We start from the raw sequence: 19,677 nt of genomic DNA, 5'->3' as shown, positions 1-19,677 counted from the left end.
CGGCACGACGTCGTTCGAGCTGGACTTCTTCGGCCGGGTCAAGAGCCTGACCGACGCTGCCTATCAGCAGTACCTGTCGACCGAACAGGCGCAGCGCACGGTTCATATAAGCCTGGTAGCCCAGGTGGCGGAAGCGTATTTCTCGCTGCGCACCGCGCAGCTGCAGCAAGATCTGGTGCAAAAGACGCTGAAATCGCGCCAGGCCAGCTATGACCTGGTCAAGCAGCGCTACGACCTGGGCGTGGCGGGTGCGCTCGACCTGTACCAGGCCAAGACCCAGGTCGATACGGCGCGGGCAGATCTGCAAAGCTCCAAACGCGCGCAGGCGCAGGCACGCAATGCGCTGCAGCTGCTTGTCGGCCAGCCGCTGCCGGCCGACCTGCCGGCGGCCGCGCCTTTCGGCAAAGACCAACTGGTGGCTTCCGTGCCGGCCGGCCTACCTTCCGAGTTGCTGACTCGCCGGCCCGACATCATGGGCGCCGAGCACGACCTGATGGGCGCAAATGCCAACATCGGCGCCGCACGCGCGGCTTTCTTCCCCAATATATCCATCACGGGCCTGTTGGGGTTCGCCAGCCCCGCGCTGGGCGGCCTGTTCAGCGGCTCCCAGCGCTATTGGTCGTTCACGCCGCAAATGACCATGCCGATCTTCTCGGGCGGGGTCAGCGGCAATCTGGATCTGGCCAAGGCGCGCAAGAACATCGCGGTTGCGCAGTATGAAAAAACCATCCAGACAGCATTCCGGGAAGTGGCCGATGCCCTGGCGGGCGAAGCCACGTACGCTGCGCAGCTGGATGCTTTGCGTTCGCTCGAGGATGCGTCGATGAAATCCCTGGAAGTGGCGCAACTGCGCTATGACAACGGCATCGACAGTTTCCTCCAGGTGCAGACTTCCGAAATCTCCCTGTACACTGCACAACAGCAGTTCCTGCAGGCGGGGCTGGCTTCGCTGACCAACCGCGTCGAGCTGTACAAGGCCCTGGGCGGAGGCTGGCTCGAAAACTCGGCCCAGGCAAGCGCGGAGACCTTCGCGCCGGGCCAGGGCGGCTAGCCGCCGCTGTGTGTTGAATGAAAAGGCTAGTCGATGATTGAGCTCGGTGTAAATATTGACCATGTGGCGACGCTGCGCCAGCAGCGTTTTACCGTGTATCCCGATCCGGTCGAGGCGGCCGTTCGCGCCGAAGAGGCGGGGGCCGATGCCATTACCCTGCATCTGCGTGAAGACCGTCGCCATATCCAGGATGCGGACGTGGCCGCGATACGGCCCAAGCTGCGCACGCGCATGAATCTGGAGTGCGCCATTACGCCGGAAATGCTTGCCATCGCCTGCCGGATAAAACCCGACGATGTCTGCCTGGTTCCCGAAAAACGCAGCGAGCTCACCACCGAGGGCGGGCTCGATGTTGCCGGGCATTTCGACGCCGTGAAATCGGCGGTCGGGCAGTTGCACGACGCCGGCATACGCGTCTCGCTGTTCATCGATCCCGACCCCGCCCAAATCGATGCTGCCGCCCGCTGCGGCAGCACGGTCATTGAATTGCATACCGGGGCGTTCGCCGATGCCGCCGGCGATGCGGCCGGGCAAGAGCTCGAGCGCATCCGCCGGGGGGTGACGCACGGTATAAGCAGCGGCTTGCGCGTCAACGCGGGCCATGGCCTGCATTATGGCAATGTCCAGGACATCGCCCGCATCCCGGGCGTATCCGAACTGAATATCGGGCATGCCATCGTGGCGCGGGCGATATTCGACGGCTGGGAAAAAGCGGTGCGCGACATGAAGGCCCTCATGGTGGCCGCCGTCCGCCCGTCCTGATTTCCCGGATTCGTCAAACGCGCGCTCCTGTGTCGTTTTTCTTTTTGCATGGCCGCCATAGGCGGCTTCGACGCCTTTTTTGGCAAGGAGACGTATGTCCACAGCACCCATCGATTACCTGCTTTCGCGCCGCTCGGTCAAGTTCGTGCAGGCGCCGGCCCCGTCCGACGCGGATCTGGCCCGGATATTGCAGGCGGGCATGTCGGCGCCCGATCACGGCAAACTCCAGCCCTGGCGCTTCAAGCTCATTCGCGGCGAAGCCATTGCGCGCCTGATGGAGCTGGTGTTCGCGGCCAGCGAACGGGCAGGGCGCCCGGTGGCGGCCGAAAAAATCGCCTCCAATCGGGCCTGGCTGGGCAAAGTGCCGTTGCTGATCGCCCTGGCCTGCCGCATCGACCATTCCAACACGAAGATTCCCGAGCACGAGCGCATGCTGGCAGTGGGCGCCGCCGTTACGAATATGCTCAATGCGGCGCACATGCTGGGTTACGGGGCATACTGGAGCACGGGCCTGGGCACTTATGTGGACGAGGTGAACGAGGCGCTGGGCTTCGACGGCCTGGACTACCGCTTCCTGGGCTACCTTGCCATGGGAACTCCGGTGCGGGCGTCCGAACCCGCCGTCAGGCCCGACCACAAGGCCTTTGTATCTGAATGGACGGGTGAATAAATAGGGCCCCCACGCCGCGCAGGCTCACGCCTGCTTGCTGCCCCCCGGGGGGGGCGCGGCTCGCCTTGGGGCGGCCCGGCGGCGAGCCGGAGGCTTCTACGCCGCGCTGTTGAGGCGGGTTATTTCAACAAGGATTTGACGCCGTCGGTGATGGCCTGGACGGAATTGGCGTCGGAGGCCAGGAGGCGCGCGCGGCCGGAGGGGTCGAAGATGTATACGCCGCGTCCGTGCGCGACTTCGTAGTTTTCGGTGTCGCCGGCCTTGGGCTTTTCAATCTGGTAGGCGACTCTGTAGCGGCGGGCCACGTCGGCGATCTGCCTGGGTGTGCCGGTCAGGCCCACGGCGTTCTTGCCGAATACATCTACATAGGCCTGCAGCTTGTCGGGCGTGTCGCGGTGCGGGTCGACGCTGACGAACACGATTCTTGCCCTGTTGGCGTCGCTGCCCAGGTTCTGCATGACCTGCGCCAATTGCGCCATGGTCGTCGGGCAAATGTCGGGGCAGCTGGCGTAGCCGAAGAACAGCATGACCACCTTGCCCTTGAAGTCGTCCTGGGTCACGGTTTTGCCGCCGGCGCCGTTCAGCGTGAATCGCAGGTCGGGCAGAAATCCCCTGACGTGGTGGATAGCCTTGCCGCCGGCACCGCCGGCAGTCTCCAGCGCCGAGGCGGACGAGCCAATGGCGGGGACATCGGCGGCCTGTGCCGATGCGCATGCCAGCAGCGCCGCCGCAGCCGTGGCCAGGAGCCGGGAAATACGCATGATCTGCTCCTTACTGGATGGCGCCGTCCATGCCGCCGTGGCGCAGCAGGGCTTGCATGGAGGCGTCGCGCCCGCGAAAGGCGCGGAAGGATTCGGCCGCCGGGCGCGAACCGCCCACGGCCAGGATTTCGTCGCGGAACCGCAGGCCGGTTGCGGCGTCCAGGGTGTCGCGCACGCCGTCCTTGTCCAGCGTGGCGGCTTCCTCGAACGCGCTGTAGGCATCCGCCGACAGCACTTCCGCCCATTTGTAGCTGTAGTAGCCGGCCCCATAGCCGCCCGCGAACAAGTGCGAAAAATTCTGCGGGAAACGGTGCCATTCCGGCGGGAACAGGACGGCGACTTCCTGCCGCACCTGATTCAGGGTTTGCATGACCTGGGCGATGGGCAGGCCGTTGGCTTGATGATGGATGATCATGTCGAACAGCGAGAACTCGATCTGGCGCACGGTCTGCATGCCGTTCTGGAAATTCCTGGCGGCCAGCAGCTTGTCGTAGAGGGCGCGCGGCAGCGTTTCGCCGGTATCCACGTGGCGCGACATGGCTTGCACCACGGCCCATTCCCAGCAGAAGTTCTCCATGAACTGCGAAGGCAGTTCGATGGCGTCCCATTCGACGCTGGCAAAGGCCGAAGCGCCCGGATCGTCGACCAGGGAAAGCAGGGCATGCAGGGCGTGGCCGCTTTCGTGGAACAGGGTGATGACGTCGTCGTGCGAGAGCAGGGCCGGCTTGCCCGCCTGCGGCGCGGAGAAGTTGCAGGTCAGGTAGACCACGGGGGTTTGCAGGCCCTGGCTGCTTCGGCGGCGATTGCGCTCGCTATCGACCCAGGCGCCGCTTTGCTTGCCGTTGCGGGCGTAGAGATCCATGAACAGGTGGCCCAGCGCATCGCCCAGGGGCGTTTCGACGACGAAGGCGCGTGCGTCGGCATGCCAGGTGCTGGCGCTGGCGGCGCGCAGCCGCACTCCGAACAGCTTTTCGATGACGTGGAACAGGCCTTTCAGGACCTGCGGCTCGGTGAAGTACTGCTTGACCTCGTCTTCGGAGTAGGCATAGCGGGCTTCGCGCAGGCGCTCGGAAATGAACGGGATGTCCCAGGGCTCGAGTTCGGTGAGCTGGTATTGTTCCTGCGCATAGCGGCGCAGTTGGGCCAGGTCTTGCTGCGCGTAGGGCTTGGCCTTTTGCGCCAGTTCGCGCAAGAAGGAAAGGACTTCGTCGGCGCTTCCGGCCATGCGCGTCTGCAGCCGCAGTTCGGCGAAGTCCGCATAGCCCAGCAGCCTGGCTTCCTGGGCCCGCAGATCCAGCAACTGCTCGATGAGGGGCGAGTTGTCCAGGGCCGGATCGCCTTGCTCGGAAGCCAGGGTGCCGTAGGCGCGGTACAGGGTTTCGCGCAGGCTGCGGTCGCGCGCATGCTGCATGACCGGCAGGTAGCAGGGCATTTTCAGGGTGAGCAGCCAGCCTTGTTTGTCCGCGGCCTGCGCGGCGCTGTGCGCCGCATGCACGGCATCGGCCGGAACGCCGGCCAGCCGGGCCTCGTCGGTGACGAGCAACGACCAGTTGTCGATGGAGTCGAGCACGTTTTCGGAGAACTTCTGGGAAACCCGCGCCTCCTGGTCGGAGATCTGCGCGTAGCGCGTGCGCTGTTCGCCTTGCAGCTCGACGCCGCTGAGGCGGAAGTCGCGCAGTGCCAGCTCGATGATGCGCTGGCGCACGGAAGACAGGTCGACAAAGCCGGCGTCGTCGCGCAGCCGGCGGTATTGCTCGTAAAGCCCGGTGTGCAGGCCCACCCAGGTGGAGAACTCGGTAACCAGGGGCAGGCACTGGTTGTAGGCTTCCCGCAGCTCGGGCGTATTGACCACGGCGTTCAGGTGGCCCGCCACGGACCAGGCCCGCCACAGCTTTTCGGTGACGCTTTCCAGCGGCTCGATGATGGCCGCCCAGCTTGCGGGCAGGGTGGGGTCGGCCGCCGCGTCGACGGCCTTGCGCGAGACGTCGATGAGGCTGGAAATGGCCGGCTCGATGTGCGCAGGCTCAACGGCCGCGTAGTCGATGAGCGACTGGATGGGGACGAGCAAAGGGTTTTGAGTCATGGGGTAAAGCCTGCAAAAACGAGAGTTGCCGATCAGGGCCTGTTAACCCATAGAGATTAAGGAGATCGCGTCAGGGCTGAAACGGGTCGATAGATGTTAGACCGCTTTAGCGGCGCAACGTTCCGCGGCTTCCAAGGTATTGACCAGCAGCATGGCGATGGTCATGGGGCCGACACCGCCCGGGACGGGAGTGATGGCGCCCGCCACCTTGCTGGCGGTGGCGAATTCGACATCGCCGGTAAGCTTGCCGTCGGACTTGCGGTTGATGCCCACGTCGATGACGATGGCGCCCGGCTTGATCATGTCGCCGGTAATCATGTCGGGCTTGCCCGTGGCCACGACCAGCACGTCGGCGCGGCGGGTCTGGGCGCCCAGGTCTCGGGTCTTGGAGTTGCACAGGGTCACGGTGGCGCCGGCGGCCAGCAGCAGCATGGCCATGGGCTTGCCCACGATGTTGCTGGCTCCCACGACGACGGCTTCCGCGCCGCGCAGCGCCACGCTTTCGGATTCGAGCATCTTCATGATGCCGTAGGGCGTGCAGGGCCTGAACAGGGGTTGTCCGGTCATCAGCAGGCCGGCGTTGCTGATGTGGAAGCCATCCACGTCCTTGGCGGCGGCGATGGTTTCGATGACGCGCGCCGAGTTCATATGGGCGGGCAGCGGCAGTTGCACCAGGATGCCGTGTATGGTGTCGTCGCGGTTGAGTTCGCGCACGATGTCCAGCAGATGCTCTTCGGTGGAGTCGGTCGCCAGGCGGACCGTGCGCGAATGCAGGCCGGCTTTTTCGCAGGCCGCCACCTTGTTGCGCACATAGACTTGCGAGGCGGGGTCTTCGCCCACCAGGACGACGGCCAGGCCCGGGGTAATGCCATTTTTCTTGAGTTCTGCAACGCGTTTTGCAACCTCGGCCTTGATGGCGTCGGACAATGCCTTGCCATCGATGATGCGTGCCGTCATGCCACCCCCTCGGTTTTGGTGAGGGCGATTTTCATGAGGTCGGCGACGGTGGTGACTTCGAGCTTTTCCATGATGTTGGCGCGATGGGCCTCGACCGTCTTGATGCTGATGTTCAGGTCGCCCGCGATCTGCTTGTTCAGGCGACCGGCCACGATGCGCTCGAGCACTTGCTGTTCGCGCGAGGTCAGGCGGCCCAGTACCGCCTGGTGGTTCTTTTGCGCCTGGGCCTGCGAGGCGCGCTCGGACGCTTGCTCGAGCATGCGCGCCACGATGGTGCGCAGGTCGGTTTCGTTGAACGGTTTTTCGAGGAAGTCGACCGCGCCCTTCTTGATGGTGGATACCGCCATGGGCACGTCGCCGTGGCCGGTGATGAAGACGATGGGCAGCGGAGCCTGGCGGGCCAGCAGCTCTTCCTGGAGCTCGAGGCCGCTCATGCCGGGCATGCGCACGTCCGCGATCAGCACCCCGATTTGCTCGGGGTCGTAGGCGTTGAGGAAGTCTTCGGCGCCCGCGTAGCTTTTCACCCGGTAACCGTTGGCCTCGAGCAGCCATCGCAGCGAATCGCGTACTGCCTCGTCGTCATCGACGATGAAAACGGTGTTGGAGGTATGGGGTGTGCTCATGCATGCAACTCCTGGGAATTCGTTGGTTGATCCGGCGCCAGGGGCGCGGCGCAAGGTAGCGTGAATCGGAAAATAGTACCGCCTTCCGGGTTTGCGGCTGCCCACAAACGCCCATGGTGGGACTCGATGATGGTGCGGCAAATATTAAGCCCCATGCCCAGCCCCTCCGACTTGGTGCTGTAGAAGGGCTCGAACAGCCGCTCGGGGTCGCGCAAGCCGTGGCCGCGGTCGATGACCGCGATCTCGACCAGCGGCGACTGGTCGGTGACGACTACGTGAAGGATGCGATATTCGCTTTGCTCCATGGCTTCAATGCCGTTTTTTAACAGATTTAACAGCACTTGCTCAATAAGAATGGGGTCGGCCATGACTTCGGGCAGGACCTCGGGCACGTGCTTTTCGATGTCGACCTGGCGTTTGCGGGCGTCGATGTCGGCGAAGGAAATGGCGTTTTCCAGGATGCGCGTAACGGTGACGCGCTGCCGGCGAGGCTCGCTGCGCTTGACGAACTCGCGGATGCGGCTGATGATTTTTCCGGCCCGCTCGGCCTGGCTGGCCGCCTTGCTGAGCGCTTCCAGCACGACCTCGGTCTGGGCGTTGCCCGCCTTGATCATGGCGACGGCGCCCATGTTGTAGTTGCTGATGGCGGTCAGGGGCTGGTTGAGTTCGTGCGCCAGCGACGAGGCCATTTCGCCCATGGTGGTGAGCCGGCTGGTGAGCTGGATTTTTTCCTGCTGCACGCGCGAGGCTTCTTCGTGCTGGCGGCGCTCGGTGATGTCGCGCGCCACTTGCAGCCGCACGCGCCGCCCGTCGGTCCAGGCCAGCATGCGATGATGCACTTCGAACCAGCGCTGGGCCGACTTGGAAAAGACCTCGACGGTTTCGTCGGTAAAGCGTCCCAGGCGCCCGCCCAGCAGCTCGGCGTGGCCGCTGGACTGCGCTCCGAAGAAGCGCCGGTAGGTGCGGTTGGCGAACAGCAGTTCCAGGCCCTCGGTGGTGTCGGCGACCACGGAAATGGCGTCGTCGAGGCCTTCGAGCACGGTCATGAAGCGCTCGTGCGCCGCCGTGAGGGCTTCGCGGATGCGCTTGGGTTCGGTGATGTCGGTCATGGAGGTCATCCAGCCGATTTGCTCGCCGCTGGGGTCGCGCAGGGGCGAGACGTACATGCGGGCGGTAAAGCGCGAACCGTCGCGCCGCTGCGCCTCGACTTCCAGGCCGCTGCTGGGCGTGCGGCCCGAAAGCAGCAGGTCCAGCGTTTCCTGGTGGTGGGCGTGGCGGCCGGGCAGCCAATAGGGGAAGGGCGTGGTGCGGCCGATGAGGTCGGCCTCGTTCCAGCCTATCATGCGGCAGAACGCGGGATTGACGTAGGCGATGCGCCCCTGCATGTCGAAGACGCGCATGCCCGTGGACATGGAGTTTTCCATGGCGCGCCGGAATCCGGTCTCGGCGATGAGGGCCGATTCGGCCCGGGTGCGAAAGCGCGTGTAGCGCCATAATGCAAGCAGGCTTACGACGATGACCAGGGACAGCGCCACCACCACCATCATCAGGCGCTGCTGGCGGGCCTCCTGGTCGATGCTCACGAACATAACGCTGTCGTTGTGCAGCCTTTGCAGCCAGATGAACACGCCCATGACGCACAGGTACAGAACCAGCACGACGACCGGCGTCAACCAATAGAGGCCGCGCCGATTGTTGCGGGCCTGGTCGTAGAACGTAGTGGGAATGAGGGACTTTTTCGCTGGACTGGCCATGATTCCGCAATTGAGTGGTTGGCTTATTTTAATCTGTAAGACATAAAGTAATTTTTCACATTATAAAAACTTATACCATAAAGTGAAATTTCGCTTGCCCAAATCTAGGGTCTTTCTTAGAATGGCCCTAACCACATCGGCTGGGAGGTAGGTTCTCGACCGGACGCCGCTGTCGTTGTGCGAGTGCGAGCCAGTTACGTGATACAACCTTCTTACAAAGGGGTTGGATCTGCTTCGATATATATCCTAAAAGGAGACAGCGAATGTCCTCTCTTGACCAACTACCAGTTACCGCAATGGCGAACGCGGCTGACGAAGATGCGCTCGAAACCCAGGAATGGCTCGAAGCGCTAGCCGCCGTCCTGGATCGAGAAGGGCCGGAACGCGCTCATTTCCTGCTGGAACGCCTCATCGACCTGGCGCGCCGTTCGGGCGCCCACATTCCGTTCTCGCCGAACACGGCCTACGTCAATACCATCCCTCCCGGCCTGGAGCCCGCGCATCCGGGCAACCTGGCGCTCGAAGAGCGCATCCGTTCGTACATCCGCTGGAACGCCATGGCCATGGTGGTCAAGGCCAACAGCCACCATCCCGAAGACGGCGGCGACCTGGGCGGGCACATTGCCTCGTTCGCTTCGCTGGCCACCATGATAGGCTGCGGCCAGAATCACTTCTGGCACGGCGAAACGCCCGAGCATGGCGGCGACCTCGTCTACTTCCAGGGCCATACCTCGCCCGGCATGTACGGCCGCGCCTTTCTCGAGGGCCGGCTCACCGAAGAGCAGCTCGACAATTTCCGCCAGGAGGTCGGCGGCAAGGGGCTTTCGTCGTATCCGCACCCCAAGCTCATGCCCGAGTTCTGGCAGTTTCCCACGGTTTCCATGGGCCTGGGGCCCATCATGGCCATCTACCAGGCCCGCTTCCTCAAGTACCTGCATGCCCGCGGCATCGCCGACACCAGCAAACGCAAGGTCTGGGTGTTCTGCGGCGACGGCGAAATGGACGAGCCCGAATCCCTGGGCGCCATCAGTCTTGCTGCGCGTGAAAAACTCGACAACCTCATCTTCGTCATCAACTGCAATCTGCAGCGGCTCGACGGCCCGGTGCGCGGCAACGGCAAAATCATCCAGGAACTCGAAGGCGATTTCCGCGGCAGCGGCTGGAACGTCATCAAGCTGATCTGGGGCGGCTACTGGGACCCTCTCCTGGCCCACGACAAAGAAGGCATTCTGCGCCGCATCATGGAAGAATCGGTCGACGGCGAATACCAGGCCTACAAGGCGCATGACGGCGCCTTCGTGCGCGAGCACTTCTTCGGCAAGCACCCCAAGCTGCTCGAAATGGTCAGCCGCATGAGCGACGAAGCCATCTGGCGCCTGAACCGCGGCGGCCACGACCCCAACAAGGTGTATGCGGCGTTCGACGCGGCCAGCAAGCACACCGGCCAGCCCACGGTCATCCTGGCCAAGACCATCAAGGGCTACGGCATGGGGCAGGTGGGCCAGGCCAAGAACCCCACCCACCAGCAGAAGAAACTCGACATGGATTCGGTGCGCGAATTCCGCGACCGCTTCAACATCCCCATTCCGGACGACAAGATCGACGAGCTGCCGTACTTCAAGCCGGCCGAAGACTCGCCCGAAATGAAGTACCTGCACGAACGCCGCAAGGCGCTGGGCGGCTACCTGCCCAAGCGCCGCACCAAGGCCGACGAGCATCTTCCCGTGCCGGATCTCGAGGTATTCAAGGCTGTGCTGGAACCCACCGCCGAAGGGCGCGAAATTTCCACCACGCAGGCTTTCGTGCGCATTCTCAATCAAATCCTGCGCGACAAGCAGCTCAGCCCGCGCGTGGTTCCCATCCTGGCCGACGAGTCGCGCACCTTCGGCATGGAAGGCCTGTTCCGCCAGATCGGCATCTATGCGCCCGAAGGCCAGAAGTACGTGCCGGTCGATAAAGACCAGGTCATGTATTACCGTGAATCGGCCGACGGCCAGTTGCTGCAAGAAGGCATCAACGAGGCTGGCGCGTTCAGTTCCTGGATCGCGGCGTCCACGTCCTATTCCAGCAACAACCGCATCATGATTCCGTTCTACATCTATTACTCGATGTTCGGATTCCAGCGCATCGGCGACCTAGCCTGGGCGGCCGGCGACATGCAGGCCCGCGGCTTCCTGCTGGGCGGCACGGCGGGGCGCACCACGCTCAACGGCGAAGGCCTGCAGCACGAAGACGGACACAGCCACATCCAGTCGGCGTTGATCCCCAACTGCGTGTCCTACGATCCCACGTTTGCGCACGAGCTGGCCGTCATCATCCAGAACGGCCTCAAGCGCATGATCGAAAACCAGGAAAACGTTTTCTACTACATCACCGTGATGAACGAAAACTATCCTCAGCCCGGCCTCACCAAGGGCGACGAAGAGGGCATCGTGCGCGGCATGTACAAGCTCAAGTCCACGGGCAAGCCCAAGGACAAGCTGCGCGTGCAGCTCATGGGTTCGGGCACCATTCTGTATCGCGAAGTGCTCGAGGCCCAGAAACTCCTGGAAGCCGACTGGGGCGTCAGTTCGGACGTCTGGAGCGTGACCAGCTTCACCGAATTGCGCCGCGACGGCCTGGATTGCGACCGCCACCGCCTTCTGCATCCCGAAGACACCAAGGCGCCGGTGCCCTACATTACGCAGAAGCTGGCCGAAACCACCGGCCCCATCGTGGTGTCCAGCGACTACGTCAAGCTGTTCGGCGACCAGATCCGCCCGTACGTGCCGCAGGGGCGCCGGCTGTCGGTGCTGGGCACCGACGGATTCGGCCGCTCGGATTTCCGCTACAAGCTGCGCGAGCACTTCGAGATCAACAAGCACTTCGTGGTGCTTGCTGCGCTGCGCGCCTTGGCCGACGATGGGCTGGTGCCTGCCTCCAAGGTGACTGAAGCCATTAAAAAGTACGATATCGACGTCAATAAAGCGAATCCGCATCACGCCTAAGAGGGGAGACACATGAGCAATACCGTCGAGATTAAAGTTCCCGATATTGGCGACTTTAGCGAAGTGGATGTCATTGAAATACTGGTCGCCGTGGGCGACGCCGTCAAGGCCGAGCAAAGCCTCATCACGGTCGAGTCCGACAAGGCATCCATGGAGATTCCTTCGTCGGCCGCTGGGGTGGTCAAGGCGCTGAAGGTCAAGGTGGGCGACAAGGTCAAAGAGGGTTCGGTCATCCTCGAGCTCGAGGCGGAATCCGCTTCGGCAGAGGCCCCCAAGGCGCCCGAGGCCCCGGCCGCCAAGCCGGAAGCCGCCTCCGCCGCGCCGGCTCCGGCCGCTGCGGCGCCGGCCCCGGCCCCGGCCCCGGCCGCGAGTTCGGGCCCGGTCACTGTCGAAGTGCCCGATATCGGCGACTTCAGCGAAGTGGACGTCATCGAGGTCCTGGTTGCCGTGGGCGACACCGTCAAGGCCGAGCAAAGCCTCATCACGGTCGAGTCCGACAAGGCCTCCATGGAAATCCCGTCCTCGGCCGCCGGCGTGGTCAAGGCTATCCGGGTCAAGGTGGGCGACAAGGTCAAGCAGGGTTCGCCGGTCGTCGACCTCGAAGCCACGGGGGCCGCCCAGGCCGCTCCGGCCTCCGCGCCTGCCAGCGCCCCGGCGCCGGCGCAAAGTGCGCCCGCTCAGGCCGCAGCGCAGGCTGCGCCCGCGGCGCCTGCCTCTACCAGTGCGCTGGCTTCCGAGCCGGTTTCCCATCCGTCGCCCACCGCTGAAATCGCCGAGGCGCCCAAGCGCAACCTGGCTCACGCTTCGCCTTCGGTGCGCAAGTTCGCGCGCGAGCTGGGCGTCGACCTGGCCCGTGTTACCGGCAGCGGCAAGAACGGCCGCATCTCCGCCGACGACGTGCGTGGTTTCGTCAAGCAGGTCGTGGCCGGCGGCGCCGCGCCCGCCGGCGCGGTTGCGTCGGGCGGCGGTTTGTCGGTGCTGGATTGGCCCAAGGTCGATTTCGCCAAGTTCGGCCCCATCGAGGAAAAGCCGCTGTCGCGCATCAAGAAAATATCGGGCGCCAATCTGCATCGCAACTGGGTCATGATTCCCCACGTCACCAATAACGATCAGGCCGACATCACCGACCTGGAAGCACTGCGCGTGACGCTCAACAAGGAAAACCAGAAATCCGGCATCAAGGTCACCATGCTGGCCTTCCTGATCAAGGCCGTGGTGGCCGCGCTCAAGAAATTCCCCGAGTTCAATGCCTCGCTCGACGGCGACAAGCTGGTGCTCAAGCAGTACTACCATATCGGATTTGCAGCCGATACGCCCACGGGCCTGGTGGTGCCGGTCATTCGCGATGCCGACAAAAAAGGCATTTTCGAGCTGGCCGCCGAAACCTCCGAACTGGCCAAGCAGGCGCGCGACGGCAAGCTGTCGCCGTCCCAGATGCAGGGCGGGTGCTTCTCCATTTCGTCGCTGGGCGGAATCGGCGGCACCTCGTTCACGCCCATCATCAATGCGCCTGAAGTCGCCATTCTCGGGGTTTCGCGTTCGGCCCACCAGCCGGTGTGGGATGGCCAGGCTTTCCAGCCGCGCCTCATGCTGCCGCTGTCGCTGTCGTACGACCACCGGGTCATCGACGGCGCTTCTGCTGCCCGCTTCAATGCCTATCTGTCGGCTCTGCTGGCCGATTTCCGGCGCATTGCGCTATAAGGAAGCCCTATGAGCACGATTGAATTGCAAGTCCCCGACATCGGCGATTTCGCCGAGGTCGAAGTCATTGAAATCCTGGTTGCCGTAGGCGACACCATCAAGGCCGAGCAAAGCCTCATCACGGTCGAATCCGACAAGGCCTCCATGGAAATTCCCGCCAAGCAGGGCGGGGTGGTCAAGGCCTTGCTGGTCAAGCTGGGCGACAAGGTCGCCGAAGGCAGCGCCATCGTCCAGATCGAGGCGGCCGAGCAGCCCGCCGCCAAGGCCGCCGCGCCCGCGGCAGGCGCCGCGGCGCCGGCAAGCTCCGCTCCGGCTTCCAAGCCGCAAAGCCCCGCCGCTCCGGCCGCGGCGCCCGCGCCCGCGCAGTTCTCGGGTTCGGCCGACGCCCAGTGCGACGTTCTGGTTCTGGGCGCCGGGCCCGGCGGCTATTCGGCCGCGTTCCGCGCCGCCGACCTGGGCTTGAGCGTGGTGCTGGTCGAACGCTATTCCACTCTGGGCGGAGTCTGCCTGAACGTCGGCTGCATTCCTTCCAAGGCGCTGCTGCACACGGCGGCCGTGGCCGAGGAAGCCCAGGCTCTTGCCGCCCACGGCATTTCGTTCGGGGCGCCCTCCATCAACCTGGATGCCTTGCGCGGCTACAAAGACAGCGTGGTCGGCAAGCTTACCGGCGGGCTGGCGGGCATGGCCAAGGCGCGCAAGGTCGCCGTCCTGCAGGGGGTCGGGCAGTTCGCCGACCCCCATCATTTATCGGTCCAGACGCCCGACGGCAAAACGCAGACCGTGCAGTTCAAGTCGGCCATCATCGCGGCCGGCAGCCAGTCGGTCAAGCTGCCGTTCCTGCCCGACGATCCCCGCATCGTCGATTCCACAGGCGCGCTGCAGCTGGCATCTGTTCCACAAAAAATGCTGATCGTGGGCGGCGGCATCATCGGCCTCGAAATGGGTACGGTGTATTCGGCGCTGGGCGCCAGGCTCGACGTGGTCGAAATGCTCAGCGGGCTGATGCAGGGTGCCGACCGCGACCTGGTCAAGGTCTGGCAAAAAATGAACGCGCGCCGTTTCGATCACATCATGCTCGAGACCAAGACGGTGGGCGCCGAAGCCCGCGACGACGGCATCTGGGTCAGCTTTGAGGGCCAGAACGCGCCCAAGGAAGCGCAGCGCTACGACCTGGTCCTGCAGGCCGTGGGCCGCAGCCCCAATGGCAAGAAACTGGCCGCCGAGAAAGCGGGGGTTGCCGTGAGCGACCGCGGCTTCATCGCCGTCGACAAGCAGATGCGCACCAATGTGCCGCATATCTTCGCCATCGGCGATATCGTCGGCCAGCCCATGCTGGCGCACAAAGCCGTGCACGAAGCGCACGTGGCCGCCGAGGTCATCGCCGGCCAGAAAAGCTATTTCGATGCGCGCGTCATTCCTTCGGTGGCCTACACCGATCCGGAAGTCGCGTGGGTGGGCCTGACCGAAGACGATGCCAAGAAAGAGGGCATCGCCGTCGAGAAGGGGCTGTTCCCGTGGGCGGCTTCGGGCCGCGCCATTGCCAACGGCCGTGACGAGGGCTTCACCAAGCTGCTGTTCGACGCCCAGACCCATCGCATCGTCGGCGGCGGCATCGTCGGCACCCATGCGGGCGACCTCATCAGCGAAGTCGCGCTGGCCATCGAAATGGGCGCCGACGCGGTGGACATCGGCAAGACCATCCATCCGCATCCCACCCTGGGCGAGTCGGTGGGCATGGCGGCCGAAGTGGCCGAAGGCAGTTGCACCGACATTCCTCCGGCGCGGCGCAAATAACCCCAAACCGCCAGAGGTGTCTGGCGGCGGCGGGGCGGATAGGGTCTAAAATAACGCCCGGAAGCCGGCGCGGAATGCGCCGGCTCATGACTCCCGTTCGGTCGGCGGCGGCCCGGTTCGCTTCCTCCGAAGCCTGCGCGGCATGCTTTTGACGCCGCGCTTTTTTCTGCCGCTTACTATGCCTCTTTCAAAACTCGATCAATCCTGCAGCCTGGATCAGTGGCTGAGCCATCTTGAAACCCTGCATCCCAAGGCCATCGACCTGGGGCTCGATCGAATACGGACCGTTGCCGGCAAGCTGGGCCTGGCATTTCCCTTCATTGCCATCACGGTCGGCGGCACCAACGGCAAGGGTTCGACCTGCGCCATGCTCGAGGCCATACTGCTGGCGGCGGGCTATCGCGTGGGCATGTACACATCGCCGCATCTCATCGACTACAACGAGCGCATCCGCCTCAATGGCGAGATCGCCGGCGATGCGCAGATCGTCGAACAATTCCACGCCATCGACCAGGCGCGCGGCGATGTATCGCTCAGCTATTTCGAATTCTCGACCCTGGCGGCGCTGCGCATGTTCGAGCAGCAAAAGGTGGACATCGCCATCCTCGAGGTCGGGCTGGGCGGCCGGCTGGACGCCGTCAATATCGTTGACGCCGATTGCGCCGTGGTAACCAGCATCGATATCGACCACGCCGAATGGCTGGGCGATACACGCGAAAAAATCGCCTTCGAGAAAGCGCACATCTATCGCCCGGGGCGTCCGGCCATATGCGCCGATCCGTTGCCGCCTCAAACCCTGATCGACTACGCCCACGAGATCGGCGCCGATTTATGGCTGGCCGGCAAGGACTTCAATTTTTCCGGCGACCGCCAGCAATGGGGCTACGGCGGGCGCAACAGGCGCCGCGCAGGGCTGGCGTATCCGGCGCTCAGGGGAGCCAACCAACTGCTCAACGCCAGCGCGGTGCTCGCGGCGCTGGAAGCCCTGGAAGATCGCCTGGTCGTGCCACAGCAAGCCATTCGCATCGGCCTGTCCCACGTGACCTTGCCGGGCCGCCTGCAAATCGTGCCCGGCCAGCCCGCGCTGGTGCTCGACGTGGCGCATAATCCGCATGCCAGCGCCGCCCTGGCGCAAAACCTGGACGGCATGGGGTTTTATCCCTACACCTATGCCGTGCTGGGCATGCTGAGCGACAAAGACGTCAAGGGCGTGGTGTCCAAGCTGCTTACCCGAGTCGATCATTGGTATTGCGCGGGAACCCAGGGGCCGCGCGGCCTCAGCGGCGAGGCCCTGGCCGAGATCGTCCGCGGCCTGCTTCCGCCGCAAGGCAAAGACCCCATAACTGTTGCAAGTTTTGAGAATCCGGTTCAAGCCTTTACCGAGGCGCAAAAAGACGCGGCCGACAATGATAGAATTCTCGTATTCGGCTCGTTTTCCACGGTGGGTCCCATTTTGAAGGAAATCGGGCGCAAAGGCTGATGGATATTTCTCAAGACGGCTTTGGCCGTCCTTCAGGCAAGCAAGGGTTACCGCATGGGGTTATTTTCTCGTAAAGAGTCCGCAAACGGGGCTGGTCAATCGCGCTCCCGCGCACGCACCTCCAGCGAAGCGCAGGCCGAAGACATGCGCAGCCGCGCACGCCGCCGGCTCATCGGCGCCCTGGTGCTGGTTGTTGCCGCGGTCATCATCGTGCCCATGCTCGTCAACACGTCGCAGCCCGAAAACCAGGCCACCCCGGTCGTGGTTCCCGCCGTTCCCCCGGTGCCCGCGCCCAACGTGGCTGCCGCGCCCGACAGCTCCGCGGCTCCTCCGGTAAGCACCGATTCCCAGCTGCCCGTGCCCGAATCCGCAGCGCCTGCCAACCCCACGCCCGAAGCCCCCGTGCTCAACATGCCGCAGCCCGAGGCCGAGCCGCCGCGCACCAAGCCCGCCGCGCCGCCCGAGGCTGCCCATCCGAAAAACACGGCCGAGCACAAAGAGCCCGAACGCAAGGAAGCCGAACGCAAAGAGCCCCGTAAAACCACCGAGCGCACCGACGACGGTTCGGTGGCCATTGCCTTGCTCGAAGGCCGCAAGCCCGCCAAGGCCGCTGCGAATTCAAATTCGGCCAGTACGGCCCATGGCAATTTCGTGCTGCAGATCGCCGCCTACACCACCGACAAAGACGCACAGGCCCGCCGCGAAAAACTGCTGGCAGCCGGCGTCACCAACGCCTACGTCGAAACCGCTACCTCGGGCGGCAAGCCGACCTACCGCCTGCGGGTCGGCCCATTCCCCACGCGCGACGCCGCCCAGGCGGCCCAAACACGCTTGCGCGCCCTGGGCTATGAAAACGGCTTCATCTCCAGCAAGTGACCAGCTTCGACTACATTGTGCTGGCCATTCTGGGTGTGTCGGCATTCCTGGGCCTGCTGCGCGGGCTGGTCAAAGAGCTTCTGTCCCTTGTCGCCTATATGGCGGCCTTCGTGGCCGCCATATGGTGGGGGCCAAGAGTTTCCATCTGGCTTGCCGCCTTCATTGAAAATGGTTTGCTCCGCACCGCCGCCGCTTATGCGGCGGTATTCATTGTGGTGCTGCTTTTGGTCGGACTCGTCAACATCACCCTGGCGACCCTCATCCAGAAAACCGGGCTGACGCCGGCAGATCACGGCCTGGGCGCGCTGTTCGGTTTGCTGAGGGGCTTGCTGATAGTATTGGTTCTCGTGGCCCTGGCCGGCTACACCGAATTACCCAAGGAGCCCTGGTGGTCCGACGCCCGTTTGTCGCCCGCCGCCGTCAAGGGAGTGCAGCAGATAAAGCAACTGCTGCCGCCGTCCCTGGCATCCTGGCTGCCGTACTGATTGCTTTAACAGGAAAATAGAATGTGTGGAATCGTTGGGGTCGCCGCGCGCAGCCCCGCCAACCAGGTAATTTACGATAGCCTGCTGCTGCTTCAGCACCGTGGACAAGATGCCGCCGGCATCGCCACCTCGCACGAACAGCGTTTCAATATGTACAAGGCCCACGGCCTGGTGCGCGACGTCTTCCGCACCCGCAACATGCGGGCCTTGCCCGGCAACAGCGGCCTGGGGCAGGTGCGCTATCCCACGGCCGGCTCCAGCGATAGCGTCGACGAGGCTCAGCCTTTTTACGTCAACGCGCCTTTCGGCATCACCTTCGTGCACAACGGCAACCTGACGAACTGGCGCGAACTGCGCGAAGAGCTGTTCCGCATCGATCGCCGCCATATCAATACCAATTCCGATTCCGAAGTCCTGCTCAACGTCTTCGCCCACGAACTGCAACTGGCCTCCAGCGGCGTGTCCCTGGACGAGAACGCCGTGTTCGCCGCCGTCTCGGCCGTGCACCGCCGCACCAAGGGCGCGTACGCCGTCATCGCCCAGATAGCCGGCTTCGGCATGGTGGCCTTCCGTGATCCCTACGGCATCCGGCCACTGTGCCTGGGCTCCCTGGCCACCGACAACGGCACCGAATGGATGGTCGCCTCCGAATCCGTCGCGCTTACCGGCTGCGGCTTCACCTTCGTGCGCGATATCGCGCCCGGCGAGGCCCTGCTCATCGACCTGGACGGCAACGTCTCCAGCCGCCAATGCGCCGAAAGCTCCGTGTTCACGCCCTGCGTATTCGAATACGTGTATTTCGCCCGCCCTGATTCCCTCATGGACGGCGTCTCCATCTACGACGCCCGCCTCAACATGGGTGAATACCTGGCCGACAACGTCGCCAAGACCCTGCGCCTGGGCGATATCGACGTCGTCATGCCCATCCCCGATTCCTCACGGCCCTCCGCCATGCAGTTGGCCTCGCACCTGGGCCTCAACTACCGCGAAGGCTTCATCAAGAACCGCTACATCGGCCGCACCTTCATCATGCCTGGCCAGGCCGTGCGCAAGAAATCCGTGCGCCAGAAACTCAGCGCCATCGACATGGAATTCCGCGGCAAGAACGTCCTGCTCGTGGACGACTCCATCGTGCGCGGCACCACCAGCCGCCAAATCGTAGACATGGCCCGCGAAGCCGGCGCCAACAAAGTCTTCTTCGCCTCCGCCGCCCCGGCCGTGCGCTTCCCCAACGTCTACGGCATCGACATGCCCACCCAGGCCGAACTCATCGCCACCGGACGCGACACCGCCGAAGTCGCCCGCGAAATCGGCGCAGACGGTCTGGTCTACCAGGACCTGGGCGACCTCGAAAAATCCATCCGCGACCTCAACCCCTCCATCACCCAGTTCGAGTCCTCCTGCTTCAACGGCCGCTACGTCACCGGCGACATCGACGACGCCTACCTCGAACGCCTCAGCAACAGCCGCGGTAAACAGGCCGTCGCCACGGTCGACGACGATGCTTGAGCCGGGGTAGGGTGGGGCGGGTAGGACACGGCCTGGCCCCGCTGCGAAACGAGCTATTCGCGGCGGCTTTTCCGTGGTTGATGGCAGGGCAACGTCCTGCAGGCAAGGTGCAATGCCCGAGCAGACGCCCACCCGAGCAAACCCAAAGGCAAGGCAGGCCCGCAGGGGCCGGCCGGCGCCCAGG

Annotated in this window: 15 protein-coding genes; 10 read left to right on the top strand and 5 right to left on the bottom strand. The window is 64.1% G+C overall.

Annotation, left to right across the window (positions count from 1 at the left end; all coding sequences use genetic code 11):
• From VNT00_RS14505 to VNT00_RS14495, 3 genes are all read left to right on the top strand, one after another.
• Positions 1 to 1,051 (top strand): efflux transporter outer membrane subunit (locus tag VNT00_RS14505; protein WP_325588689.1); only part of this gene is annotated, 1,051 nt, incomplete at its 5' end.
• A gap of 33 nt (positions 1,052 to 1,084) precedes the next feature.
• On the top strand, positions 1,085 to 1,813 hold the full coding sequence (locus tag VNT00_RS14500) for a pyridoxine 5'-phosphate synthase (RefSeq protein WP_325588687.1): 729 nt from the start codon (positions 1,085 to 1,087) through the stop codon (positions 1,811 to 1,813).
• Positions 1,814 to 1,907: 94 nt separating this feature from the next.
• Positions 1,908 to 2,483 (top strand): nitroreductase family protein, encoded by a 576-nt coding sequence (locus VNT00_RS14495; RefSeq protein ID WP_325588685.1) that lies wholly within the window; start codon positions 1,908 to 1,910, stop codon positions 2,481 to 2,483.
• A 119-nt stretch (positions 2,484 to 2,602) separates the two neighbouring features.
• Here VNT00_RS14495 and VNT00_RS14490 read toward each other — a convergent pair whose 3' ends face one another.
• The 5 genes from VNT00_RS14490 to VNT00_RS14470 all read right to left on the bottom strand — a co-directional run bounded on the left by VNT00_RS14490 (position 2,603) and on the right by VNT00_RS14470 (position 8,661).
• Positions 2,603 to 3,244 carry an SCO family protein gene (locus tag VNT00_RS14490; protein ID WP_325588683.1) on the bottom strand — a complete coding sequence of 214 codons (642 nt, stop codon included), beginning with the start codon at positions 3,242 to 3,244 and terminating at the stop codon, positions 2,603 to 2,605.
• 10 nt (positions 3,245 to 3,254) lie between these two features.
• Positions 3,255 to 5,327: a M3 family metallopeptidase gene (locus VNT00_RS14485; protein WP_325588681.1), complete on the bottom strand. Its 2,073-nt coding sequence runs from the start codon at positions 5,325 to 5,327 to the stop codon at positions 3,255 to 3,257.
• 96 nt (positions 5,328 to 5,423) lie between these two features.
• A complete protein-coding gene (gene folD / locus VNT00_RS14480; protein ID WP_325588679.1) occupies positions 5,424 to 6,284 on the bottom strand; it encodes a bifunctional methylenetetrahydrofolate dehydrogenase/methenyltetrahydrofolate cyclohydrolase FolD in 861 nt (286 codons plus the stop codon).
• On the bottom strand, positions 6,281 to 6,907 hold the full coding sequence (locus tag VNT00_RS14475) for a response regulator transcription factor (protein WP_325588677.1): 627 nt from the start codon (positions 6,905 to 6,907) through the stop codon (positions 6,281 to 6,283). The genes folD and VNT00_RS14475 overlap by 4 nt, the downstream gene beginning before the upstream one ends.
• The gene (locus tag VNT00_RS14470; protein WP_325588675.1) at positions 6,904 to 8,661 is read right to left on the bottom strand and encodes a PAS domain-containing sensor histidine kinase; all 1,758 of its coding nucleotides are present in this window, start codon (positions 8,659 to 8,661) and stop codon (positions 6,904 to 6,906) included. Before VNT00_RS14470 ends, VNT00_RS14475 begins: the two co-directional genes overlap by 4 nt.
• Positions 8,662 to 8,924: 263 nt before the next feature.
• On the opposite strand from VNT00_RS14470, the gene aceE reads away from it, so the two are divergent.
• The 7 genes from aceE to purF all read left to right on the top strand — a co-directional run bounded on the left by aceE (position 8,925) and on the right by purF (position 19,493).
• Positions 8,925 to 11,648 carry a pyruvate dehydrogenase (acetyl-transferring), homodimeric type gene (gene aceE / locus VNT00_RS14465; RefSeq protein ID WP_325588673.1) on the top strand — a complete coding sequence of 908 codons (2,724 nt, stop codon included), beginning with the start codon at positions 8,925 to 8,927 and terminating at the stop codon, positions 11,646 to 11,648.
• Positions 11,649 to 11,660: 12 nt separating this feature from the next.
• Positions 11,661 to 13,349, top strand: coding sequence for a dihydrolipoyllysine-residue acetyltransferase (gene aceF, locus VNT00_RS14460; protein WP_325588671.1), 1,689 nt, complete (start codon positions 11,661 to 11,663; stop codon positions 13,347 to 13,349).
• 9 nt (positions 13,350 to 13,358) lie between these two features.
• Complete coding sequence (gene lpdA, locus VNT00_RS14455) at positions 13,359 to 15,143, top strand: dihydrolipoyl dehydrogenase (protein WP_325588669.1); 1,785 nt, start codon at positions 13,359 to 13,361, stop codon at positions 15,141 to 15,143.
• Between the two features lie 178 nt (positions 15,144 to 15,321).
• Positions 15,322 to 16,623: a bifunctional tetrahydrofolate synthase/dihydrofolate synthase gene (folC, locus tag VNT00_RS14450; protein ID WP_325588667.1), complete on the top strand. Its 1,302-nt coding sequence runs from the start codon at positions 15,322 to 15,324 to the stop codon at positions 16,621 to 16,623.
• Between the two features lie 54 nt (positions 16,624 to 16,677).
• A complete protein-coding gene (locus VNT00_RS14445; RefSeq protein WP_325588665.1) occupies positions 16,678 to 17,499 on the top strand; it encodes an SPOR domain-containing protein in 822 nt (273 codons plus the stop codon).
• Positions 17,496 to 17,984 (top strand): CvpA family protein, encoded by a 489-nt coding sequence (locus VNT00_RS14440; RefSeq protein WP_325588663.1) that lies wholly within the window; start codon positions 17,496 to 17,498, stop codon positions 17,982 to 17,984. Before VNT00_RS14445 ends, VNT00_RS14440 begins: the two co-directional genes overlap by 4 nt.
• Positions 17,985 to 18,005: 21 nt before the next feature.
• Positions 18,006 to 19,493: an amidophosphoribosyltransferase gene (gene purF, locus VNT00_RS14435; protein WP_325588661.1), complete on the top strand. Its 1,488-nt coding sequence runs from the start codon at positions 18,006 to 18,008 to the stop codon at positions 19,491 to 19,493.
• Positions 19,494 to 19,677: the final 184 nt, after the last annotated feature.

The sequence above is a fragment of the Eoetvoesiella sp. genome, from assembly GCF_035555955.1.
Taxonomy (GTDB): domain Bacteria; phylum Pseudomonadota; class Gammaproteobacteria; order Burkholderiales; family Burkholderiaceae_B; genus Eoetvoesia.
Note: the sequence above shows the minus strand (reverse complement) of the source record. Positions and strands in the feature narration are given on the sequence as shown.